Source organism: Pseudarthrobacter sp. rb, assembly GCF_056389225.1.
The window spans coordinates 253,367-276,840 of the sequence record NZ_JBWJAR010000006.1 but is presented as its reverse complement, the minus strand read 5'-3'; the positions used below and the strand labels follow the sequence as shown (position 1 = coordinate 276,840).

The 23,474-nt window shown below is 67.1% G+C and carries 19 protein-coding genes; 8 read left to right on the top strand and 11 right to left on the bottom strand.

Going from position 1 to position 23,474, the window contains the following annotated elements:
* Positions 1-152: 152 nt before the first annotated feature.
* Entirely contained in the window at positions 153-830 is a 678-nt protein-coding gene (locus tag ACWRN3_RS10915; RefSeq protein ID WP_011775987.1) for a Crp/Fnr family transcriptional regulator, read from the bottom strand.
* Positions 831-1,026: 196 nt separating this feature from the next.
* Here ACWRN3_RS10915 and ACWRN3_RS10910 point away from each other — a divergent pair, with 196 nt between their 5' ends.
* Complete coding sequence (locus ACWRN3_RS10910; RefSeq protein ID WP_255173262.1) at positions 1,027-2,211, top strand: MarP family serine protease; 1,185 nt, start codon at positions 1,027-1,029, stop codon at positions 2,209-2,211.
* 39 nt (positions 2,212-2,250) lie between these two features.
* On the opposite strand, the gene aroQ is transcribed toward ACWRN3_RS10910, so the two are convergent.
* From aroQ to ACWRN3_RS10880, 6 genes are all read right to left on the bottom strand, one after another.
* The gene (aroQ, locus tag ACWRN3_RS10905; RefSeq protein ID WP_159630704.1) at positions 2,251-2,715 is read right to left on the bottom strand and encodes a type II 3-dehydroquinate dehydratase; all 465 of its coding nucleotides are present in this window, start codon (positions 2,713-2,715) and stop codon (positions 2,251-2,253) included.
* Between the two features lie 40 nt (positions 2,716-2,755).
* The gene (locus ACWRN3_RS10900) at positions 2,756-4,990 is read right to left on the bottom strand and encodes an alpha-galactosidase (RefSeq protein ID WP_476740652.1); all 2,235 of its coding nucleotides are present in this window, start codon (positions 4,988-4,990) and stop codon (positions 2,756-2,758) included.
* Between the two features lie 123 nt (positions 4,991-5,113).
* Positions 5,114-6,442, bottom strand: coding sequence for an ABC transporter substrate-binding protein (locus tag ACWRN3_RS10895; RefSeq protein ID WP_476740651.1), 1,329 nt, complete (start codon positions 6,440-6,442; stop codon positions 5,114-5,116).
* A 77-nt stretch (positions 6,443-6,519) separates the two neighbouring features.
* The gene (locus ACWRN3_RS10890) at positions 6,520-7,353 is read right to left on the bottom strand and encodes a carbohydrate ABC transporter permease (RefSeq protein WP_255175659.1); all 834 of its coding nucleotides are present in this window, start codon (positions 7,351-7,353) and stop codon (positions 6,520-6,522) included.
* A gap of 77 nt (positions 7,354-7,430) precedes the next feature.
* The gene (locus ACWRN3_RS10885; RefSeq protein ID WP_159630710.1) at positions 7,431-8,366 is read right to left on the bottom strand and encodes a carbohydrate ABC transporter permease; all 936 of its coding nucleotides are present in this window, start codon (positions 8,364-8,366) and stop codon (positions 7,431-7,433) included.
* Positions 8,353-10,416 (bottom strand): beta-galactosidase, encoded by a 2,064-nt coding sequence (locus ACWRN3_RS10880; protein WP_476740650.1) that lies wholly within the window; start codon positions 10,414-10,416, stop codon positions 8,353-8,355. The genes ACWRN3_RS10885 and ACWRN3_RS10880 overlap by 14 nt, the downstream gene beginning before the upstream one ends.
* A gap of 211 nt (positions 10,417-10,627) precedes the next feature.
* Between ACWRN3_RS10880 and ACWRN3_RS10875 the strand changes: the two genes are divergently transcribed.
* Positions 10,628-11,644, top strand: coding sequence for a LacI family DNA-binding transcriptional regulator (locus ACWRN3_RS10875; protein WP_159630714.1), 1,017 nt, complete (start codon positions 10,628-10,630; stop codon positions 11,642-11,644).
* Positions 11,645-11,650: 6 nt separating this feature from the next.
* Here the strand turns inward: ACWRN3_RS10875 and ACWRN3_RS10870 are convergent, their stop codons facing one another.
* A complete protein-coding gene (locus tag ACWRN3_RS10870) occupies positions 11,651-12,412 on the bottom strand; it encodes a DeoR/GlpR family DNA-binding transcription regulator (protein WP_476740649.1) in 762 nt (253 codons plus the stop codon).
* A 94-nt stretch (positions 12,413-12,506) separates the two neighbouring features.
* A complete protein-coding gene (acs, locus tag ACWRN3_RS10865) occupies positions 12,507-14,540 on the bottom strand; it encodes an acetate--CoA ligase (RefSeq protein ID WP_476740648.1) in 2,034 nt (677 codons plus the stop codon).
* A 408-nt stretch (positions 14,541-14,948) separates the two neighbouring features.
* Between acs and ACWRN3_RS10860 the strand changes: the two genes are divergently transcribed.
* The 3 genes from ACWRN3_RS10860 to ACWRN3_RS10850 are packed head-to-tail and all read left to right on the top strand — an operon-like array spanning position 14,949 to position 17,913.
* On the top strand, positions 14,949-16,400 hold the full coding sequence (locus tag ACWRN3_RS10860; protein ID WP_476740647.1) for a hypothetical protein: 1,452 nt from the start codon (positions 14,949-14,951) through the stop codon (positions 16,398-16,400).
* Positions 16,401-16,444: 44 nt separating this feature from the next.
* Positions 16,445-17,239, top strand: coding sequence for an endonuclease III (gene nth, locus ACWRN3_RS10855; RefSeq protein WP_476740660.1), 795 nt, complete (start codon positions 16,445-16,447; stop codon positions 17,237-17,239).
* Positions 17,236-17,913 carry an NUDIX hydrolase gene (locus ACWRN3_RS10850; RefSeq protein ID WP_476740646.1) on the top strand — a complete coding sequence of 226 codons (678 nt, stop codon included), beginning with the start codon at positions 17,236-17,238 and terminating at the stop codon, positions 17,911-17,913. Before nth ends, ACWRN3_RS10850 begins: the two co-directional genes overlap by 4 nt.
* Before the next feature lie 3 nt (positions 17,914-17,916).
* On the opposite strand, the gene ACWRN3_RS10845 is transcribed toward ACWRN3_RS10850, so the two are convergent.
* Together ACWRN3_RS10845 and ACWRN3_RS10840 are read right to left on the bottom strand one after the other, a co-directional pair.
* Positions 17,917-18,105, bottom strand: coding sequence for a YegP family protein (locus ACWRN3_RS10845; protein ID WP_159630724.1), 189 nt, complete (start codon positions 18,103-18,105; stop codon positions 17,917-17,919).
* Between the two features lie 160 nt (positions 18,106-18,265).
* A complete protein-coding gene (locus ACWRN3_RS10840) occupies positions 18,266-20,002 on the bottom strand; it encodes a bifunctional 3'-5' exonuclease/DNA polymerase (RefSeq protein WP_476740645.1) in 1,737 nt (578 codons plus the stop codon).
* Between the two features lie 334 nt (positions 20,003-20,336).
* Here ACWRN3_RS10840 and ssd point away from each other — a divergent pair, with 334 nt between their 5' ends.
* Genes ssd through ACWRN3_RS10825 form a run of 3 tightly spaced genes read left to right on the top strand, consistent with a single transcriptional unit; the run spans position 20,337 to position 23,469 of the window.
* On the top strand, positions 20,337-21,377 hold the full coding sequence (ssd, locus tag ACWRN3_RS10835) for a septum site-determining protein Ssd (protein ID WP_476740659.1): 1,041 nt from the start codon (positions 20,337-20,339) through the stop codon (positions 21,375-21,377).
* Positions 21,374-22,684, top strand: a complete 1,311-nt coding sequence (locus ACWRN3_RS10830) for a TadA family conjugal transfer-associated ATPase (protein ID WP_476740644.1) — start codon at positions 21,374-21,376, stop codon at positions 22,682-22,684. The genes ssd and ACWRN3_RS10830 overlap by 4 nt, the downstream gene beginning before the upstream one ends.
* A complete protein-coding gene (locus ACWRN3_RS10825; protein WP_476740643.1) occupies positions 22,681-23,469 on the top strand; it encodes a type II secretion system F family protein in 789 nt (262 codons plus the stop codon). Before ACWRN3_RS10830 ends, ACWRN3_RS10825 begins: the two co-directional genes overlap by 4 nt.
* The last annotated feature ends 5 nt before the right edge of the window (positions 23,470-23,474 follow it).

Below are 23,474 nucleotides of genomic sequence, written 5' to 3'. Positions count from 1 at the left end.
TGGCAGGTGGTTCAAACACGCAGAAGTCCCCGTCCCACTTGGGACGGGGACTTCTGCGAACAGCCGATAGCTGGCCGCTAAAGTGGATACATCGCATTTGCGAGTCCAACTTTCGGGGACCAGTTCAGTGGGGCGGCCTTTTCTGTATGGTCCTAGCGGGAGCGCTGGCGGAGGCGCTGCATGTCCAGGATCACCACGGCGCGGGCCTCGAGCCGGAGCCAGCCACGCTGGACAAACTCGGCCAGGGCCTTGTTGACGGTTTCGCGGGAGGCGCCCACCAGCTGCGCCAGTTCTTCCTGCGTGAGCTCGTGCGCCACCAGGACGCCGTCGGTGGCCGGCCGGCCGAAGCGGTCGGCAAGGTCCAGCAGGGCCTTGGCCACGCGGCCCGGGACGTCCGAGAAGACGAGGTCCGAGAGGGAGTCGTTGGTGCGGCGCAGGCGGCGGGCCAGGGCCTGCAGCAGCTGGGCCGAGACCTCGGGGCGGGTGCGCAGCAGGGCGTTCAGGCTCTCGTTCTTGAGCCCGGCCAGCCGGGTTTCGGACACCGCGGTGGCTGTGGCGGTGCGGGGGCTGGGATCAAACAGTGCCATCTCGCCGAAGAGCTCGCCGGGGCCGAGGATGGCCAAGAGCGACTCGCGGCCGTCCGGGGACGTGCGGCCGAGCTTCACCTTGCCGGAGACGATGAAGTACAGCTGGTCACCCTGGTCACCTTCACGGAACACTGATGCGCCGCGGGAAAGGTCCACCTCGGTGAGTTCGTCCGTCAGCAGCCGGAATGCGTCGTCGTCGAGCGTGGCGAAAAGGGGTGCTCGGCGCAGTACCTCGATGTCCATGAAATCTCCTGAGTAAAAGTATCGGCTGTGGGCGCTTTTGCCATTGTTTCAGAATTTTCAAGGTTCTGTGACGAACTTGGCATGGGAAACGCCCGCAGGCGGCCCGCTGACGGTCCGCCGGAGGCCGCTGCACCCCACAGAAGATTGTCAGCGTCCGCCACTAGAATGGGGGTTCAACTGTAAATAAGGAGCCTTTGTGGTCGGCCTGACTGTCCTGGACGTTGTCCTGATCCTGGCGTTGCTGTCATACCTCGTCTACGGCCTCCGCAATGGGTTCCTGGTCACTGTCGGTGGCCTCGCAGGCTTTGCCGCCGGTGCCATCGCCGCTTTCTTTGCCGTCCCGCTGGTCAGCACCTTCGTTGAGGACTCCGGGTGGAGGCTCACCGCCATCATCGCTGCCGCCGTCGTCCTGATGGCACTGGGGCACGGCCTGGGAACCATGGTGGGGCGCCAACTCCGCGGCGTGGTGCGGATCAGGCCGCTCCGGGCGGTGGACCGGCTGGTGGGCGGGGCGCTGAACCTTGTAGTCTCCGCCCTGGTGATGTCCATGCTGGCATTCAGCGTCAGCTCCCTCGGCGTGCCCGTGGTGTCCCAGCAGCTGGCTGAATCCAAGGTGATCCGCTTCATCGACGGGCTGACGCCTACCCCGGTCAAGGCCACCATGGCGGAGCTGCGGTCCACGGTGATCGGCAACGGCATCCCGACGCTGCTCGAAGGGCTGGACCAGGGCCAGGCCGTCCAGGTGCCCAACACCAGCACCAATACACCCGCACTCAACAGGGCTGCCCAGTCCGTCCTGAGGATCGCGGGCACGGCCTATGAATGCGGCCAGAACCAGACCGGCAGTGGCTTCGTGGTCTCGGAAGACCGCGTGGTAACCAACGCGCACGTGGTTGCGGGTGTGTCGCAGCCGGTGGTGGAAATGCCCGACGGCGGCGCTATGCCCGGACGGGTGGTCTACTTCGATACCCGGCGCGACCTTGCAGTCCTGGCCGTGGACAACCTGCCGTCCCAGCCGCTGCAACTGAGCCGCGACCTGCCCGGGGGCAGCCAGGCTGCGTTCGCCGGGTACCCGCACGGCGGCCCGTTCCAGTCCAAGCCCGCCACCGTCCAGGACATCGCCACCGTCCTGGTCCCGGACATCTACGGCAACAATCCCGCGCCGGAGGACATCTACCGCCTTGCCGGGGACGTCCAGCCGGGCAATTCCGGCGGCCCGCTGCTCACCACCGACGGCCAGGTGGCAGGCGTAATCTTCGCCAAGGCAACCTCGGACGCCGAGGTGGGGTTCGCCATCACCATGAATGACCTGGACCCCGTCGCGGAGCAGGCGACGTCGCTGTCCTCGCCCGTCTCCTCCGGGCAGTGCATCCAAAAATAGGGCACTGCATCCAGACGTGAGGGCACCGCGTCGCTCCGGCTACAGGACCTCGGCCAGGTAGTCGATGGCGAGCTTGTAGCCGAATACTCCAGCGCCCACGATTACTGCCGCGCAGACCGGCGACAGGTAGGAGTGGTGCCGGAATTCCTCCCGCTGGTGCACGTTGGTGATGTGAACCTCGACGGCGGGAAGCTGCACGGCTGCCAGGGCGTCCCGAAGTGCCACGGAGGTGTGCGTGAAGGCGCCCGCGTTGAGGACGATTCCCACGGCGGCGCCCCGGGCTGCGTGGATGGCGTCCAGCAGGACGCCTTCATGGTTGGACTGGACGCACTCCACGGCGAATCCGTGGTTCTTCCCGGCGGCCGCAGCCAGCTGTTCGACGTCGGCAAGGGTGGAGGTGCCGTACTTTTCCGGCTCCCGCGTACCCAGCATGTTCAGATTGGGGCCATTGATGACGAGGATGGTGCCGCGGCCGGCTTCGACAGTGGAGGAGGCTTCAGTCATGCTTGCAAATCTATCGGTTGGCCCTCCCCGCCGCGCATTCTTACGAAGAATGCGCGGCGGGAACCGGCTGGAGCGCCGTGACCTTCAGCAGTACTGCGTGCTCCGGGTTGAGGATGGGCATGGGCAGCCCCACTTCTGCCAGGAACCTGCCGCTGGCTTCTGCGCCGCCGGCCACCCAGGCCGGCGGCTCCGCCTGCGTGTACGTGTGGGCGTAGTCGGCGTCATCCTGGGTGGGGAAGAGCACTTCCACCCGGTAGCTGCGGCCGGCGTCGAGCCCCGGGATGCCGATCCTGCCGGGGGCCTCGGCGGCCGAGGTGCGCGTGCTGACCAGGGCGAACAGCGCCGCCGTCGTTCCTTTCTGCACTTCAATGCCGTCCCCGGCAGGGCCGGCCGCCACGCCGTGCAGGAGCAATGCGTCGTCGGCGAGGTCGGCGTGGACCCGGCGGCCGCTGTGGATCAGGTCCCGGTGCTCCTTGTACAGCCCCACGATGCGCCGCAGCTCTTCGCGATCCTTGCCCTGGACGCCCCGGATGTCCCATTCCATGCCGAAATGTCCGAACAGTGCCGTGATGGCCCGGAAGGACAGGTCGTGGGTGCGGGCCGTGGTGTGCGAGGTGGTGGGGCCGATGTGGCTGCCCACCAGTTCGGGCGGAACCACCGCACCGGTCCAGCGCTGGATGGTCTGCCGCTCCAGCGCGTCGTTGCAGTCGGAAGCCCAGACGCGGTCCGTCCGCTCCAGGATGCCCAGGTCGACACGTCCGCCGCCGGAAGAGCAGCTCTCAATTTCGACGCCGGGGTGGGCCTTCCGGAGTTCGTCAAACAACCGGTACGCGGCCAGGGTCTGTGCGTGGACCGACGGCCGGCCGGCGTGGCCGTGTTCGGCCAGGTCACGGTTCTGGTCCCACTTCAGGTAGCTGATGTTGTTCCCGGCCAGGAGCGCATCGATCCGGTCGAAGACGTACTGCCACGCCTCCGGGTTCACCAGGTCGATGACGTGCTGGTTGCGCCACTCCAGGGGCAGCCGGCCGCCGTCCCTGTGCGCGGCGGGGGAGGGGCCCACGATCCAGTCCGGGTGCGCCCTGGCGACGTCCGAGTCCAGGTTCACCATTTCCGGCTCGACCCACAGCCCGAACTCCATGCCACGCGAGGTGACCGCGTTGATCAGCGGGGCCAGCCCGTCCGGCCAGACGGTCCCGTCGACATACCAGTCTCCCAGGCCGGCGTGGTCGTCACGGCGGCCACGGAACCAGCCGTCATCAAGCACGAAACGCTCCACGCCGAGGTCGGCCGCGGACTCCGCCAGTTCAATCAGCGTGTCCAGGTTGTGGTCGAAGTACACGGCCTCCCACGTGTTGAGCACCACGGGGCGCGGTTTGCCTGCGGGCAGGCCGGTGGACGCGGCGGGCAGCACGTGGTGGGGGCGGGAACGGAACCAGCTGTAGAAGGCTTCGGTGATGCCGTCCAGGCCGCGGTCCGAGTAGGCGGCGAACAGTGTCGGGGTGGTGTAGCTGCCACCCGGTTCCAGGGTGGCTTCCGACGGGCCCAGCAGTTCCGAGCCGCCGATCATGGTCCGGCCGTCGCCGATGGTGTCCGCGAACTGTTCGTGGTTGCCGCTCCAGGCCAGGTGCGTCGCCCAGACTTTGCCATGCCGGTTGCCGAAGCCCTGGGTGCCGGCGGCGAACAGCAGGGAGGAATCGTGGCCGGTGCGGCCGTGCCGCCCGGTCCGGACCCAGGTGCCTTGCTGGATCCGGTGCCGCTGCGGGTGGCGTTCCCGGCACCAGCGCCCGGTCAGGTCCAGGAGCTCGACGGCGTCCGGTGCCACCGGGAGGACGGTGGCCAGCTCGTCCACCTGGAACGGGGTGGTTCCATCATTGGTGACGGTGTGGCGCAGTTCCAGCAGGCCGCCGTCGTGAAGCTTAAGGGAGGACGAGACGCTGAGCCCGGCGTCGGCGTCGGCCTGGACGATGGTGGCGGCGGCACCCTCAGTGTTCACGGACGTAACGCGGAGGCGGGACGAGAAATCGAAGCCGGCGGCGTCGGCGGTGATCCGATGGCCGCGCAGGGCCGGCCGGCCCCGCCAGGCGGAAGCGGCCGAAGGGAGGAGGCCGGCGGGGACGTGGGCGTCAATGGAGGAATGCCCCACGGGAGCGCCCAGGATGCCGAGGTCCGGCACGTGTGCTCCCAGGTCGGCGCCCCAGTGGATGACCTCGGCCTCCCCGCTGTCGAAGATGACCAGCAGGCTGGTGCCGGCGGAACGGAGGTACAGGGGGTCCATCACTTCTCCTACTGGGATGTCGAATGTGCCGGCGGTTTACCGGAACAAGGCCACCATCCCCGCCGGCGGCGGGGATGGTGACCTTTACTGTGAGGGAATCTTCCCTCATGGAGAGCCTTGCAGTTACTCCTTGACGGGGATGGACTGCGACTTCAGGGCTTCGATGGTTTTCGCCTGACCGTTCTTGAGGGCATCCAGAAGGGTACCGTTGCCGCCCGTTGCCTTGCCGAAACCGTCGGAAACGTCAGTGTACGTCTTGGTCATGGTGGGCCCCCAGGTGAAGTTGGGGTTCACGTTGGAGGACGCTTCGGCGAAGACGTCGTAGATCTTCTGGCCGCCGAAGTAGTCCACGCCGCCGGAGAAGGCGCCGAGTTCCTTGGCAGACTTCGCGGCGGGGTAGAGGCCGCCGAGCTTATTGGCCAGCGCCAGCGCTTCAGGATCGGTGTTCAACCACAGGGCGACCTTGGAGGCTTCATAGGGGTGCTTTGAGCCCTTCAGGACTGCGGTGGAGGAACCTCCCCAGTTGCCTGCGGCCTTTCCGCCGGCTTCCCACTGCGGCATGGGGGCAACCGCCCACTTCCCGGCCGTATCCGGCGCTCCGCTCTGCAGGGTTGAGGCACCCCATACGGCAGAAACCCAGGTCCACTGCTGGCCCTTGTTGAAGGAGGCATTCCACTCGTCGGAGAAGGAGGGCAGGGTGGATACTTCGCCCTTCTCCAGGAGCTTCTGCCAGTAGTTGGCCACCTTCTCGGACTCCTTGCCGGTCAGGTTGACCTCCCACTTGTCGTTGGCGTTGGAGAACCACTGCCCGCCTGCCTGCCACACATTGCCGGCGAACCAGTTGACGTCGCTGCGGGGGAAGTTGGTGATGTAGGAGCCGCGGGCCTTGATCTGCTCAGCTGCTGCAGCGTATTCGTCCCATGTGGTGGGGACCTTGATGCCCGCCTCCTTGAAGAGGTCGGCCCGGTAGAACATCGCCATCGGACCGCTGTCCTGCGGGATCGCGTAGACGGCCTTGTCCTCCCCGAACGTGACCTGGCCCCAGGTCCAGTCGACGAACTTGTCCTTTGCGCCTGCGACTCCCTCACAGGCCGCGATGTTCTCCAGCCCGTCCTGGACCCGGAAGTTGGGCAGCGCATCGTATTCGATCTGGCCCAGGTCCGGGGCGTTGCCGGCCTGCAGTTGGTTGAAGAAGTTCTGGTATGTGCCCGAGTTGCCGTTGGGGCCTGTCTGGACCTTTACCTTGATGTCCGGGTGGTCCTTGTTCCAGAGGTCCACCACCTTGTCCATGCCGGGTACCCAGGTGGTGAATGACAGTTCGACCGGTCCGGAGGAGGGCTTGCAGGACGTGTCCTGGGACGCGGAGGTGCTTCCGCCGCTGGAGCAGCCCGCAAGGGACAGCGCCGAGACTATGGCAAAGGCGGCAGTGGCTTTTCCGTAACGCACGCGCATTTCTATTCCTTATTAGTGGGGTGGGGTGTACCGGGGCGGGGCGCCGCGGGACGTGTAGTGGGGAGAATCTACAGGGGTTATTTGACGCTTCCGGCGCCCAGGCCGCTGCTCCAGAAGCGCTGCAGCGCCAGGAACGTCGCGATGAGCGGAAGGATCGACACCAGGGCGCCGACGATGACCAGGACCCGCAGCTCCGGAATCTGGCTGATTTGGCTGTTCCATGCGTAGAGTCCCAGCGTGACCGGGAACAGGGCCTGGTCCCGCAGCATGATCAGGGGCAGGAAGAAGTTGTTCCAGATGGCGACGAACTGGAACAGGAAGATGGTGACCAGGGCGGGCGCCATCAGGCGGGTGGACACGGTAAAGAACGTCCTGGCTTCCGAGGAACCGTCGAGGCGTGCAGCCTCCAGCAGTTCCGTGGGAACACTGGCAGCGGCATAGATCCGCGCGAGATAGACGCCGAACGGGCTGACGAGGCTGGGCAGGAAGACGGCCCAGAGGGTGTTGGTCAGTTTCACCTGGCTGAAGATCAGGAACAGGGGGAGGGCCAGGGCTGTGGCGGGAACCAGCACGCCGCTGAGTACGACATTGAAGATGGCTTCCCGGCCGCGGAATTCGTACTTGGCCAAGGCATAGCCGCACATGGCGGCGATGACGGTACCCAGCAGGGCGCCGAGGCCGGCGTAGAGCGCACTGTTCAAAAGCCACCGGCCAAAGACCCCGTCGCTGTAGGTGAAGAGGTTGCCAAGGTTGGCAAAGAACGTGGAGATGGAGTCCGCGGTGAACCAGAGCGGCGCCGTTCCGGTGATGTCACCTCCCGTTTTCGAAGAGGAGACCAGCAGCCACCAGATGGGGGTCAGGAAGTAGAGCGTGAAGACACCCATGATGAGCATCGCCGCACCGCGGGACATGATGCTGTGCCGTGGGCCCCGGGGGCTGCCGGATACGGGGGCCGTCTTCTTGGTTGTGGTCACGGCTGTTGCTGCGCTCACTGGGAAACCTTCCGCTGGGTCGCCTTGAGGAAGACGAAGGAAAGAACGAATGTGGCCAGCGCCAGCACCACGGAGAACGCTGCTGCCAGGCTGTAGTTCGGCACCGACGCTGTTGTGTAGACGGCGAGGTTCGGAGTGAACGTGCTGCTGATGGCGGAACTGAAGCTGCGAAGGGTCTGCGGCTCGGCAAGGAGCTGGAGGGTTCCGATGATGGAAAACACTCCGGTAAGGATGATGGCCGGGACTACGAGCGGTATCTTGATCCGCCAGGCGATCTGCAGGTTGCTTGCGCCGTCCAGTTTTGCTGCCTCGTAGATCTCCGTGGGGATGGCCAGCAGCGACGAGTAGATGATCAGCATGTTGTAGCCGACGTAGACCCAGGTCACGATGTTTGCGATGGCCCAGAGGACCAGGTCTGCCGAGAGGAAGTTCACCTGTGACGTAACGGCGCCAAAGGGGGAAAGCGAGGGCGAGTAGAGGAAGCCCCACATGATCGCGGCGATAACGCCCGGTACTGCGTAGGGGGCGAAAAACGCCAGCCGGAAGAACTTCTTGCCCTTCAGCAGGGGTGAATCGAGCAGCAAGGCAAACAGGAGGGCAAGACCCAGCATGATGGGCACCTGGACCACTCCGAAGAGCAGGACGCGGCCCACGGATTCCCAGAATTCAGTGTTCTGGAACACCTGCTGGTATTGGACGAGTCCGCCGAAGACCTGTTGGGGAGGACCGAAGGTGCCCTTGCGTTCCACTGTGAGGAGGGATTGCACCACGGCGAAGACGATCGGCACCGCATAGAAGGCCAGGAAGAGCAGGCCGAACGGCGCAACGAACAGGAGGACGGCGCGGCGCTGGGCGGCCGATGTCCTGGGTTTCCGGGCTGGCGGTGCCCCCGCGGCCATTGCCGGAGCAGTTTGGTGTCTAGTCACTTTCATCATCCTTAAGGCCGGTGATGCGGCCAGTGGTTGGGGGTGCTGAGCTGTTGCTGCGGACGACGCGTACGGTGCCGGCAGGAATGACGACGGCGGTGGAGACTTCTTCCCCCGCGATCAGTTCGTATCCGTGTGCGGGGTATTTGTGCTCATCGTCCGAGTGGTTGATAAGGAAGGTGTACGTGTGTTCCGCGTCTGACCTGGCAATGACTTCCAGGCCTGCCGCGGTTGCCTGCACAGCGACACCGGCTTCGGCGGCGGCTCCGGCCACAACCTCGCGGAGGGCTTGGGAGTCGAGCACTGTGCCGATGTACCAGGCGTTCCCGGCGCCGTACCGGTTGCGGGTCACTGCCGGGGTGCCGGCGAGGTGGCCCTCGGTGAAGGATGCTTTTGCTTCCGCGCCCTCCAGGCGCAGGGCCTCGGCCCACAGGGCGGCCGTGGCTCCGGTATCCAGCGGCAGGAGCTGTCCGGGCGGCATGGGCAGGAATTCCTCCGAGCGGACGCCGAGGAGGTCCCGGAACGCGCCCGGGTAGCCGCCCGTCAGTACTGTGTCGTTTTCGTCGACAATGCCGCTGAAGTAGGTGACCACAGCGTGGCCTCCGTTGTTGACGAAGTCTGCCAGGGCCGCCGATTCCTGTTCCCGGACGAGGTAGAGCCCGGGAACCAGTGCCAGCTTGTAGCCTGAGAGATCGGAGCCGGGGGCCACGATGTCCACCGTGATGCCGTTTTCCCAGAGCGCTTTGTAGAGGGAGTGCACCTGGTCCAGGTAGCGTACGTCCGAAGAAGGGTGCGACTCCTGGTCGTAGGCCCACCACGCTTCCCAGCTGAACACCATTGCAGCTTCGGCCTTCACCGTGGTGTCGGCCACCCCGGCGAGCCTTTCGAGGATGTGGCCGAGCTCTTTGACTTCCCGCCAGACCCGCGAGTCTGTTCCGGCGTGGGGGAGCATGGCCGAATGGAATTTCTCGCTGCCCTGGACGGAGGCCCGCCATTGGAAGAAGCAGAGTCCGTCCGCTCCGCGCGCCAGGTGGGTGAGCGAGTTGCGGAGCATTTGGCCGGGGGCCTTGGCGATGTTGCGGGGCTGCCAGTTCACAGCAGAGGTTGAATGTTCCATCAACAGCCAGGGCTGGCCCTGGGCAAGTCCGCGGGTGGCGTCTGCGGCGAAGGCGAGCTCCACCGTGGGGTCCTCGAGCCGGTGGTCGAGGTAATGGTCGTTGGCGATGATGTCCATGTGGGGCGCCCACGCCCAGTAGTCCTGGTTGCGGATGTGCGCGGCAACCATGAAGTTGGTGGAGACCGGGATGCTGCTGTTCTTCCTCAGCACGTCCGCCTCCGCCCGGTAGTAGCCAAGCAGTTCGTCGGAGCTGAAGCGGTGGAAGTCGAGCAGCTGGGTGGGGTTGTTGGTGGAGACCGTGATTCGCGGGGGCAGGATTTGCTCCCAGGCCGAGTAGCGCTGGGACCAGAACGTGGTGCCCCAGGCGCTGTTGAGTGCCTCCAGGGTGCCGTAACGCGCGGCAAGCCAGGTGCGGAAAGCGGCGGCGGAGACATCGCAGTAGCAGAGGGCGTTGTGGCATCCCAGCTCGTTTGAAACATGCCACAGCCGCACTCCAGGGTGCGTGCCGTACCGTCGTGCTACTTCGTCCACCAGCCGAAGGGCATACTCCCGGTAGCGCGGGGAACTCGGGCACCATGCCTGACGGCCGCCCGGCCATGCCCGGACCCCTGCTGCGGACTCCGGGAGGATTTCCGGATGCAGGGTTGTCAGCCATGCAGGGGTGGATGAGGTCCCGGTGCCGAGGTTTGCCCCGATACCGTTGGCGTGCAGCAAATCCAACACCTGGTCAAGACGTTCAAAGGAGTAGGTCCCCGGGGAGGACTCCAGTTCGGCCCAGCCAAAAATGTTGACCGCGACGAGATTGACCCCCGCCTCTTTCATGAGCCGGACGTCTTCCTGCCAGACGGCGGGATCCCACTGCTCCGGGTTGTAGTCGCAGCCGTAAACGAGCTGTCCGTTCCCGGAAAGCTCGGCAACTGACGTTTTGGTGGGGCTCAACCCTGCTCCTTCGGCTTGCGGCAACGTGCAAGACGGGGAAGCCCCTACTCTTGGACGCTGTTGTCTCAACGATCTCTGTGAACGTTCCCAGAGACGCGTCGAGATGGTGATGCAGATCATCTGGGAACGTTCACAGAGTACGGTGGCGGTGAGGGCCGTGTCAATGCCTGCGGGAAGACGTACCCCGTCCAGACTCCGCTACAGTACAAATATGTCGCTGACACGCACCCGTGCCCGCCGCGCCACCATCAACGATGTCGCGGACGCTGCCGGGCTTTCCAGGGGGACCGTTTCACGCGTCATGAACGGGGAAAAATACGTCTCCGACGAGGCCAAGCAAGCCGTGGAAGAAGCCATCGCCCGGGTGGGATACGTCCGCAACAACGCTGCCCGCAACCTGGTCACCCAGGAATCCCGGGCCATCGGGCTGATCATTCACGAACCCCACTCGCTGTTGTTCGAAGACCCCAATATTGGCTCCATCCTGCTGGGCGCCAACGAGGTGCTGTCGAAGGCTGACTACCAACTGGTTTCGCTGATCATTGATTCGGACCGCGACAGCCGCAGGGTGGCGGACTACCTCCGGGGCGGCCTGGTTGACGGCGCCGTCATCATCTCAGCGCGCGCCTCCGACCCCATCGCGGCAGCCATAGCGGACATTGGCTTGCCCGCGGCCTTTGTAGGCCACCCGGAAGGGACCCCCGCGCTGCCGTATGCCGCCATTGACAATGTTGAGGCCGCCCGCAGCATCACCAAAAGGCTGCTGGAAACAGGGCGGGAACAGGTAGGCATGATCGCCAGTGCCTTGGACCGCGACTCGGGAAAGGACCGGCTTGCCGGCTTCCGGGCCGCGATGGGCGACCGCTTTGACCCGAACCTGGTGGTGGAGTACCCCTTGTACACCTACGCTGCCGGGCTGGAGGGAATGCAGGAACTGCTCCGGCGCGCTCCCCACCTGGACGGAGTTTTCGCGGCCTCGGATGCTGTGGCGGCCGGGGCCATGACGGCATTGCAGGAGGCCGGCCGTCGGGTCCCGGAGGATGTGGGAATTGTGGGTTTCGACGACAGCAGCTGGGCCCTTCGCTGCAGGCCCCAGCTGTCCACCGTCCGCCAGCCGGCTGACCTTTTGGGGAGCACCGCCGCTGAACTCGTCCTGGCGCAGCTTCAGGGGCTTCCGGGTACGCCGCGGGTCCTCGAGACCACCATCATGTGGCGCGGGTCAGCCTGACCGCGCTTACACGGGCACTACGCGCAGCTTGGCGCGTTCGCCAAGGACGCGCTGGGCCTCGGCGCTGAGCCCGGCATCACTGATGACCTCATCCACGTCATCGAGTGCTGCGATGGAGCTGATGCCCAACATGCCCCACTTGGTGTGGTCGGCAAGGACCACGGTCTTCCGTGCGGCTGCCACGAACGCACGGTCCGTCTCGGCTTCGAGCAGGTTTGGAGTGGTGAACCCGGCGTCTGCATCCATTCCGTGGACGCCCAGGAACAGGACGTCCAGGTGCAGTTGCTTGAGGGCTCCGGTGGCGATCGGGCCAACCAGGGCGTCCGACGGCGTGCGTTCGCCGCCTATCAGGATCACGGTGGACCCGCCGGGGTGGAAGAGATCGGCAATCCGCATCGAATTGGTCACCACGGTGATGCGCGGGCCGCCGGTTAATTCCCGGGCCAGCGCCCACGTGGTGGTGCCTGCGCTCAAGCCGACCGCCATGCCTTCCTGCACCAGCCCCGCAGCGGCCACGGCAATGGCACGCTTCTCCGCCGTCAGCTGTGTGGATTTCAGCTCGAAACCGGGCTCATGGGCACTGGCATCCCCGGGAAGTTTCGCCCCGCCGTGGATGCGCTCCAGTTTCCCGCCCTCTTCAAGCTGCTCAATGTCCCGCCGCACCGTCATCAGCGACACACCCAGCTGCGCGGCCAGGTCCGACACCCGCACCACCCGCTCCCGCTGGACAGCATCCACAATGGCCTGGTGGCGGGCAGCTGCAAGCATGTGAGCGGATTCCTTCATCGAGGGTTGCGGGGTTTGCTCCCAGCATACGGCGACGGCGCCACCCAGGCCGGGCGGCGCCGTCGTCAAACCATGCCTACTTCCGCAGGGACGCTGCGATCTGCTGCATGATGGTGGGGTCCGAGAGCGTGGTGGCGTCGCCCGGATCGCGGCCCTCGGCCACGTCCTTGAGGAGCCGGCGCATGATCTTGCCGGAACGGGTCTTGGGCAGTTCGGGCACCACCAGGATGTTCTTGGGCTTGGCGATGGGCCCGATTTCCTTGCCCACGTGGTTGCGCAGTTCCTGGACAGTGGCGTCACCGTTGTTCGCGGCGTCGCCGCGCAGGATGACGAACGCCACCACGGCCTGGCCGGTGGTTTCGTCCGTGGCACCCACGACGGCGGCCTCCGCCACGGCCGGATGGCTCACCAGGGCGGACTCGATCTCGGTGGTGGAGAGCCGGTGCCCCGAGACGTTCATGACGTCATCCACCCGGCCCAGCAGCCAGATGTCGCCGTCCTCGTCCCTCTTGGCCCCGTCCCCGGCGAAGTACATGTTCTCGAAGCGCGACCAGTAGGTGTCCTTGAACCGCTCGGGATCGCCCCAGATGCCGCGCAGCATGGACGGCCAGGGCTCGCGGATGACCAGGAACCCGCCGTGGCCGTTGGGGACCGATTCGCCCATTTCGTCCACCACGTCCACGGCGATCCCGGGCAGCGGGACCTGGGCGGAGCCGGGCTTCGTGGCGGTGACCCCGGGCAGCGGGGCGATCATCTGCGCGCCGGTCTCGGTCTGCCACCAGGTGTCGACGATGGGTGCCTTGTCGCCGCCGATGACCTTCCGGTACCACATCCAGGCTTCGGGGTTGATGGGTTCACCGACTGAGCCCAGGACGCGGAGCGACGAGAGGTCGTACTTCGCCGGGATCTCCGAACCCCACTTCATGAAGGTCCGGATGGCGGTGGGCGCGGTGTAGAGGATGGAGACCTTGTACTTTTCCACGATCTCCCACCAGCGGCCCTGGTGCGGGGAGTCCGGGGTGCCTTCGTACATCACCTGGGTGGCGCCGTTGATGAGCGGCGCGTAGGCGACGTAGGAGTGTCCGGTGACCCAGCCGACGTCGGCCGTGCACCAGTAGACGTCCGTTTCCGGATGGAGGTCGAAGACCGCCCGGTGCGTGTAGGCCGTCTGGGTGAGGTAGCCGCCGGTGGTGTGCAGGATGCCTTTCGGCTTTCCGGTGGTGCCCGAGGTGTAGAGGATGTACAGCGGGTGTTCCGAATCGTGGCCCACGGCGGTGTGCTCGGCGGAGGCGGCTTCCACCGTGTCCGCCCACCAGTGGTCTCGGCCTTCCTGCCAGTCCACGTCCTGGCCGTTGCGCTTGACCACCACCACGTTCTGCACGGTGTGGCCGTCTCCATCTCCCTTGTGCGCCAGCGCGTCGTCGACGGCCGGCTTCAGGGGGCTTGGCTTGCCGCGGCGGTAGGTGCCGTCGGCAGTGACCACCAGCTTGGCCTCCGCATCATCGATGCGGGAACGCAGGGCTTCGGCGGAGAAGCCGCCGAACACCACGGAGTGGATGGCCCCGATCCGCGCACAGGCCAGCATGGTGATGACGGCCTCCGGGATCATGGGCAGGTACACGGCCACGCGGTCACCCTTGGCCACGCCCAGGGACTCGAAGGCGTTGGCCGCCTTTTTCACCTCTTCGGTCAGCTGTGCGTAGGTGTAGGTACGGGTGTCGCCGGGTTCGCCCTCAAAGTAGATGGCAACGCGGTCCCCGTTGCCGGCCTCGACGTGCCGGTCCAGGGCGTTATAGGCGGCGTTGAGTTCACCGCCCACAAACCACTTGGCGAAGGGCGGATTGGACCAGTCCAGCGCCTGGGTGAAGTCCTTGCTCCAGGTCAGCAGTTCCCGGGCCTTCTTGGCCCAGAACGCCGGCCGGTCGGCATCCGCTTCCCCGTACTCGGCGGCGGTGACAACGGCGTCGGCCGCAAATTCCGGGGAAGGCGGGAAGGCCCGGGTCTCATGCAGCAGGTTCGCAAAGGCATCGCCCTGGTGGCCTTGCTGACCTGCCGGCTGGGCGGAAGCGGAGGGAACGGTGGCCGTGGAGCTGGGAGTGTCCTGGGACATGTGAACCTCATCATTCATCGATCTTTGCCGCGCGGGACACCCGCACCGCAGGGCCCTCCGTTTGGCACGGCATTGGGCTCCAGCCGGGCGGGCGTACCGCAAAGAGCTGTTCCGCAACCTAGCCTAATGCTTGCCGCGCATCCTCTGTGCTCCCCGTCACACGTGCGACCATGAGCGGCATTTTTTAAGCGGTGAATGGTGTCTTCATTACTCCTCCCAGGGCCACGGAGGCCTGCTCCAGCTAGTGATCAGCCAGGCTGTTGACTAGGCTGAGATGGAATTGTGACTTCATTTCGGACCGCTCCGGCCAGGTGCAAACATTGCCTGGACGGGCGCGGTCCGCATGTCAAGACGGCACGGTTTTCGGGTCCGGACCGGGCCCGGTGCCGCCACGCTAAGGAGAGCAGAATGAACCAGCAGAGCTTCGGCCAGCGAACGGCCCCGGACACCGAGGCGGGGTCCGGAGGCTCAGGATCCGCCGCTGTGGGACCAGGACACCCGACGGCCGCCGGCGACGCCGCCAAGGGACAGGCTGCAGGGCGTAACGCTGCCTCCGGAAAGATCGACCCCAACGCCAACCATGCGGTCCTCGGTCCGTTCACTGTGCGGGACCTGGCCGTTTTCGCCGGTACGTTGATTCTGTTCGTCGCGTCCCTGCTTCCCCTTTTCGGTGCCCGGTACAACCTGTGGAACCTGAACAACCTGTTCTTCCTGGGACTGGGAATCATCCTGCCGCTGATCGCCAGTGCCTTGTTAGCCGCCCGCCGGCTGGCCCCTGCCACCCGGATCCGGGTGGGCTCGCTCTCCATCGACCAGTTCGCCTCAGTGGTGGCTTCCTTTGCCGTCGCCTTTTTCTTCCTGTCAGTGGCCTCCGGATACGGGACCACACTGCTGGTGGGCCTGATCGGCTCGCTGGTCCTGTTCGCTGCCACGGTGCTGGGCCGTTTCCTGCCCTATCTGTCCGGTGACTTCAAGGACCGGCCCGAGATGCCGGCGCATGTCGTGGCCCGCGAAGCCGCGGTCCCGGCCCGGAAGCCGCGGGCCCCTAAAGCGCCCAAACCGGAGAGCAGCGCCAACCAGTCAAAGGGCGGCTTCAAGGGCGCCGGCATCTTCGGGGGTGCCGGTGCCGGCTCCTCCGCCGTCCAGCCGGGATCTGCCGGCCACAGCCCTGAGTCAGTCCGTTCCGCGCAGCCGCCCGCTACCGCTGCTGTACCCGTTGCCCCTGCAGGGGCTTCGAACGCAGGGGCCGCAAGCCCGGCAGCTGCGACTGCAGGAACCGGCAGTGCGGCAGCCGCCACCCCAGGAGCCGCCACCGCAGGATCCGGCGACACCCAAGGATCCGCGGGTGCCGCAGCTGCCGGTGCCGGGACCGGTGCTGCCGGGCCGGCGGCGTCCGCGCCCGTGTCGACCGCGCCCGAAGCTTCCGACCGTACCCCCGCCGCCGTCGACGCCGGCCCGCCCACCCAGGCAGCCGACGTCGTCCGCCCTGCCTCTGCTCCCGTTGCGGAGGAGACCCAGTACGGGGATGTCCCCGCAGCTCACGCCCCCCAGGCGGCGTGGGAGCCGCCGGCTGCCACCGCCGTTCACCAGCAGGTCCGCGCCGACCAGCCCATCGGGGCAACGGTGGACCCGGCAAGCCGCCACGACGAGATGGACGGGCAGCCGATCCACGAGGCCTTTTGGTTTGCCGTTGCCCAGCACCGCACCGCCTTCGACCCCCGCACCGGTGCCCCCGCGTTCGTGATCGAACCCGGCGGATGGGTGCTGGCACTTGAGGACCGCGGCCACGAATTCCTGGTCCAGCACACCGATGGACGGCTGGGCGTGCTGCGCGACCTCAGCAACATCGAGCGCGGCTGACGCCGGTGGCCGGGGCCCGCACCAAGACCGGCCAGGCCGCAGGGATGCCCGTGGTCTCGTCCGAATCCGTCCTGGCGTTGAAGCGGAGGGCGCGGCGCATCCACAAGGCCCTGGCCGAGAAGTACCCGTACGCCCATGCGGAACTGGATTTCCGCAACCCGTTCGAACTGCTCGTGGCCACCGTCCTGTCCGCCCAGACCACCGACGTGACGGTCAACCAGGTCACCAAAGTGCTGTTCGCGCGGTGGCCCAATGCCCGGGCCCTGGCCGAGGCGGACCCCACGGAGCTCGAGGCCATCCTCAAGCCCACCGGGTTCTTCCGCGCCAAGTCGAAGAACGTCCTCGCCCTGTGCACCCGCCTCGTGGACGACTTTGATGGCGAGGTTCCGGGCCGGATGGAGGAACTGGTCACGTTGCCCGGCGTGGGCCGCAAAACAGCCAACGTGGTGCTCGCCAACGCTTTCGGCATTCCGGGCATCTCCGTTGACACGCACTTCGCCCGGCTGGCCAAGCGGTTCGGCTGGACGCAGTCAGAGGATCCCGTCCAGATTGAGCAGGACGTGGCGGAGCTGTTCGAGCGCAGGGACTGGACCATGCTGTCCCACCGGGTGATCTTCCATGGCCGCCGGGTCTGCCACGCCAGGAAACCCGCCTGCGGCGCCTGTCCGGTGGCCAACTGGTGCCCCAGCTACGGGCTGGGCGAGACCGACCCCGTCAAGGCGGCCAAGCTCCTCAAATACGAACTTGCCCCCGGCAGCGAGGCATTGCTGGAGCAGTACCTGGCAGAACAGCACCGGGCCGCAGAGATCCGGATGGCTTCCCAGAAGAGGACCCCGTGAGCGCACGCGAAGACCTCGCCGGGCTGGTCCGGCGGGCCAAATCCGGAACGGCCGGCCCTCCTGATCCGCGCTGGGCCGCCCTGACCGTCGATGCGGCACGCGCCCGCAGGGCCGCAGTGCTGATGCTCTTTGGCATCCTTGACGACGTCCCGGCCGCGTCCGGCAAGCCACTTGCGCCGGCCGACCTCGACGTCCTGCTCCTGGAACGCGCCCACACCCTGGGCTCCCATCCGGGCCAGGTGGCCTTTCCCGGCGGCGGCATCGACAGGGACGAAACCCCGGTGGCGGCCGCGCTCCGGGAAGCCGAAGAGGAAACTGGACTGGATTCCAGCGGAGTGGAAGTGCTGGGCACGCTCCAGGAGCTGGGGTTGGCGCACAGCAACTTCCTGGTGACGCCGGTGCTCGGGTGGTGGCAGGCACCCTCACCGATCCGGGTGGTGGACTATGGTGAATCCGCCCAAGTGTTCCGCGTCCCGGTGCGGGACCTGCTCGACCCGGACAACCGGGTGATGGCCACCGTACATCGGGCAGGGCGGACCTTCGACAGCCCCGCGTTCACGGTGAACGGCGTGGTGGTGTGGGGCTTCACCGGCATTGTGCTCAGTGGCCTCTTCGACCAGCTCGGCTGGTCGGTTCCGTGGGACCGGAACCGGCTGCATCCAATCGGAGTCTAGGCTTCAGGCCTGCTGGCGCAAATCCACCACGATGCCGGTGGCCGCGTTCTCGCGCATGGCCTTGATGCCGTCACGGAGCATGGTCAGGGACTTGAAGGTTGGCGAAACCGCAACGGTGTTGCCCTCGGAGTCGGTGAGCCGCAGCCGGTATGACTCGTCGCCTGTGCGGTGTATTTCAAATCTTCCCGCCATGGACGGGGACCTCCCTGGTATGCGTCGTTGCATCAGCGTGTGGACCGGTCTGTTTCAGTCACCGCCTCCGACTGTAACCTCCGCCACCGTACCCGTCGAGCTACTGCCGGGTAGGTTACCTTGCATCTCAAGGGCAGTTATCCGGCGCCCGCCAGCACCGCTATTTGGCGAGGTTGTAGGAGTCGACAACGGCGAGGCTGACCGGGAACTCCACCGGGATCCGCCCGAACAACAGCTCCTTTGCCGCCAAGGCCGATTCCTCGATGGCGGCGATGCAGGCGTCAACCCCGTCCGCGGGCGCATGCACCATCACCTCATCGTGCAGGAAGAAGACCAACTCGGCCCGGACCGCGCCGCCGCTGCCTCCGGTGCCCGCTGTCCGCAGGGTGCGCAGCCGCCGTCGTAATTCCGCGAGCCAGCATGCTGCCCAGTCCGCCGCGGAGCCCTGGACCACGAAGTTCCGGGTGAAACGCCCCCGGGACCGGGCTATGGACTCTGCCCGCCGCTGCTCTTCGGCGGTGGTGGAGCGCTGGCTCAGGAACCACCGCTCCGAGGGCGGCGGGCTGCTGCGGCCCAGCCGGGTGGTCACCGTACCGCCGGCTTCACCCGCCCGCGCCGCACGCTCCACAAAGTCGACGGCGCGCGGATAGGTACGCGCCAACTGCGGCATCAGTCTCCCTGCTTCGCCGGAGGTGGCGCCGTACATCGCGCCCAGCAACGCCATCTTCGCTTTGGCCCGGTCCCCGCCGAAACCCTTGGCGGCGATGCCCGCATACAGGTCCTGGTCCCGGGCGGCCTCAGCCATGGAGGAGTCCTGTGCGAGGGCCACCAGGACACGCGGTTCCAGCTGCGAGGCATCGGCCACGATCAGTTTGTGGCCCGGGTCTGCATGCACCGCTCCGCGGACCTGGCGCGGGATCTGCAGTGCGCCACCGCCCCGGGACGCCCAGCGCCCGGAAACCACTCCACCCACCACATACTCGGGGCGGAACCTGCCACCGTCCACCCAGGCGTCGAGCCATGACCAGCCGTTGGCGGTGTGGAGGCGGGAGAGCTTCTTGTATTCCAGCAGCGGCTCGATGACGGGATGGCTGGACTCCCTGAGCTCCCACTTCCGGGTGCTCTTCACCTCGATGCCGCTGCGGTGCAGGGCCCGCATCAGGTCCTGCGGCGAGTCCGGGTTTAGCCCTGGGGTGTTGAGCAGGGTGCGCAGTTCCGCAGCAAGCGCCTCGAGTTTTTGCGGACGGTGTCCGACGGGAGGGCGGGGCCCCAGGTGGTCAACCAGGATTTGTTCGTGCAGGTCCTCCCGCCACGGAACGCCCGCGTGCTGCATCTCGGCAGCCACCATGGCGGCTGCCGACTCCGCCGCGAGCAGCAGCTGGAGGCGGTGCCGGCGGTTTTCCTCCATCTCCACGCCGGCCAGGGCGGCCTGCTGGGCGGCGTACTCGGCGCGGAGGTCCTCAAGGCCCCACCCCGGGGCCGGTCCGGCACCCAGATCGTCGAACAGTGCTCCCTGGTCTGCCGGGGGACGGGGCGGCAGCAGAGCCTTCGGCGGAAGCATCGGATCCTCCACCGGGACCCTGTCGGTATTCCTGGCGTAGTCGGTATGGGCGCTGAACTGCGAAAAGGCCAGGATGTTGCCGCAGAGAGTGACGTCGTAGCAGCGCTCCACCTCCACGCCGGAGGCGAGCAGCGCAGGGTACCAGTCCTGCGTCCGGTGCCAGATCCACCGGGGCGGCTGCCCTCCGGGGCGCCGGGCTTCCAGTTCACCGACGACGGCGGCAAGCTCGCCGGGTGCCACCAGCCGGGGCCCGGGGTTGGCCGGGTGGGGGTCGCCTGCCTGTGTCAGTTCCTGCAGTGCAGCACCGCGGGGGTGGGCGGCAAGCAGCAGGTACATGTTCCCATTGTGCCCTGTCGGGGGTGGTGGTCTGGTTGTGCACATGGGGCCTGGTTGTCCACCTGCGGCCTGTTTGTCCACATAGGGAAAGTGCCCCCTTATTTGTGTCTTACTGCCGCAGCAGAGTGGCCCCATGAGCAGGCACCAGCTGAATGCACCGCACCCCGCGCCGGGGCAGGCCACGGATTCCTTCCGGCGGCCACCAGACCGGAGGTCACCCTCCCGTGCTGCGTTGCCGGACAACCCGGCGTCCGGCGGCGCCTGGCTGCCGGACGGTTTACCGGCGGGCGGTTCAGTGCCGGACAGTTCAGCGCCGGACGGTTCGGGCGGGGTGCTGCTGGTTACCTCCTCGGGGGTCCTCCGCGCCGAAGTGGAGCGCATCGTGGCAGCCGCCGGAGCCCAGCTGCGCGTCGTTCCGGATGCAGTGGAGGGCGGACGGTACTGGGACGCCGCATCGGCCGTCCTGGTGGGCAGCGATGTGCGGGAGCTGCCACCGCGGCGGCGCACCCCTGCCGTCATGGTGGGCCTCGACGGCGAAGGGGACAGCCTCTGGCACCTCGCAGCCGCCCTGGGCGCCGAACGTGTTGCCGTGCTGCCCGATGCCGCTGCCTGGCTGGCGGACCATCTGAGCCGGTCACGCTCGCCGGGCCCCGGCGGCCTGGTCCTTGGAATCACGGGCGGTTGCGGCGGGGCGGGTGCAACCACCGCCGCCATATGGATAGCCCAGGCCGCGGCAGGGCTGGGGGCACGCGTCCTGCTGGTTGACGGGGACCCTTGGGGTGGTGGCCTGGAGCTGGCGCTCGCTGCCGAGGACAACCCCGGACTGCGCTGGCCGGACCTCGCGGAGGCAAGGGGCAGCATTGATCCCCTGCAGCTCTCCGACTCCCTGCCCGTGGCCGGAGGTTTTTCCTTCCTGTCCTGGCCTGCTACCCGGGAGCAGCCGGTCCCTGTCCCTGCTGCCGCTGCAACGGGTGTGCTCGATGCTGCCCGCCGTGGTTTTGAGCTTGTCATTGTGGATGTGGGAAGGGGTGCGGAGCCCCTGCACACTGTGGCCTGGGACTGTGACCGGATCATGGTGGTGGTGCCGGCGCAGCTGAAAGCAGCGGTCGCGGCGGTGCGCCTGCTGCAGGAACTTCCGCCCGTGGAGGCTGCCTTGCTGGTGCGGGGCCGGCCAGGTGCTGCGCTGGAGAGTTCCCTGATCGCTGACGCCGTAGGGCTGCCCGTGCAGGGCCGCATCCCCGAACTGCGGGCCGTCCCAGTGGCCATGGAAGCGGGCCGCCTGCTGGACTTTGGGAAGCGGCGGACCATCCGGCATTTCGGCGCCACGGTGCTCGATTGGCTTGGAGAGGACCTGCAGGCGGGGGATATCGCATGAGGCGGCCGTCCGGTACACCCGCTGCTCTGCCTCCAGCTCCGGATACGGCCAGCACAGCAGGGTCCGGGGGCTTGGGTGCACGGCGCAGTGCCCGGATCCTCGAAGCTGGCCAGGCCGTCCGCCGGGCGCGGGCCAGCGAGGCCGCCGGTACTGGCCGGACCGTTGATTCCGGGCTGCTGGAATCCGTCCGTGAGTCGATGATGGCCGAGGCTGGAGCGGTAACACCTTCCCGCGTCGCTGCAGCCGTACAGGCCACGGGCAAGCTGTTGGGCACCGCCGGGGCGCTTGCCGCGGTGGAACGGATCAGTGCCGAACTCAATGGACTGGGACCGCTGCAGGAGCTCACCAGGGATCCTGCCGTCACAGACATTTTCGTCAACGCCCCCGATTCCGTGTGGGTGGACCGTGGCCGGGGCATCGAGCGCGTACCCGTCGTGTTTGATGGCGAGGCCCAACTGCGCGCGCTGGCCTGCCGGCTGGTGGCCGCAGGCGGGCGGCGCCTGGACGACGGGTCACCCTGTGTCGATGTCAGGCTAGCCGGCGGCTACCGTGTCCACGCCGTGTTGCCGCCGGTTTCCACGTCCGGGACGCTGCTGAGCGTCCGGATCCGCAGGGAGAGGGTCTTCAGCATGGCGGAGCTGCGCACGGGCGGCATGTTCGACCATCGGGTGCAAACGGTGCTGGAGAGGATAGTGGACAGGAGGTTGAGTTTCCTGGTCAGCGGTGCCACGGGTTCCGGGAAGACAACGCTGCTGTCCACCCTGCTGGGCCTTTGTTCCGCGGAAGAGCGGCTGGTCCTGATCGAGGATGCAGCCGAACTCAACCCCGTCCACCCCCATGTGGTGGCCCTCGAATCACGCCACGGGAACCTTGAAGGTGGCGGCGCTGTGGACTTGGGGGAGCTGGTCCGCCAGGCGCTGCGCATGCGGCCGGACAGGCTGGTGGTGGGGGAGTGCCGGGGTGCTGAAGTCCGTGAGCTCCTGACCGCGATGAATACCGGGCACAGCGGCGGTGGCGGAACCATCCACGCGAACACGGCAGCCGCGGTCCCGGCCAGGCTCAATGCCCTCGGCGCGCTCGCCGGGCTCGGCCCGGAGGCCGTGCGGCTTCAGGCCGCCAGCGCCCTCGACGTTGTCATCCATGTCGGCAGGACCCCGAAGGGCCGGGAAGTCCTGTGCGTTGGACTCATCGCCGATGGTCCCGCAGGGTTGACCGTGGTGCCGGCCATTGAGGAGCCAGGTGTCCCGGGTCCGGCGTGGCCGGCGCTCGCGGCCCGGTTGGGGATGGATCCCGGGGCAACCCTGTGACGGTCCTTTTCACCGTGCTTCTATGCAGCGCCATGCTGCTGCTCCTCAAACCGCCCCTGGACGCCGCTTCCCGGCTGCGCACGGCAACCGGCAAGAGGAAGAACGCGCCGGGTGTCAGGCGAGGCCTGGTACTGCCGTGGGGCAAGGCGGCCGGCAGGAGCGCGGCACTGACGCGGGGACCGGGCCTGACCCTGGTGGTGCAGCAACTTGCGGCACTGCTTCGGGGCGGACGGACTCCGGGGCGGTTGTGGGACGAGCTGTGGACGGTTTACGGGGATGGCGGAAACGGGCGGTTTCAAGAGCGTGCACCCGTGTCCGGGGCGATGCTGTCAGAGGGGTCAGCTGCAGTCCTGTCATCCGCGCGTGCCGCCGCCGCGACCGGAGCTCCCGTTTCGGAATCCATCCGGCGCGCGGTTTCCACAGCGTTCCAGCCCCGGGACAGGGAGGCCAGGACCTGGCTGGAGCTGGCCGCCTGCTTTGACATTGCGGAAGCCAGCGGGTGTCCGCTCGCCGACGTGCTGACCCGGTTCGCGGCCCAGCTGGAAGCGGAGGATGACGCAGACGCGGCCCGGCAGACGGCTCTCGCAGGCCCCAAAGCCACCGTCCGGCTCCTCACCTGGCTTCCCTTGATGGGTCTTGGACTCGGTGCCGCCCTCGGCGTGGATCCCCTCGCTACCCTCTTGGGAACACCCTTGGGACTGGCCGCCTTGTTCGGCGGGGTGGTCCTCACTGTGACGGGAAGGGCATGGTCTGCCCGGCTGGTTTCGGCGGCGGCAGGGGCATGAGTGCC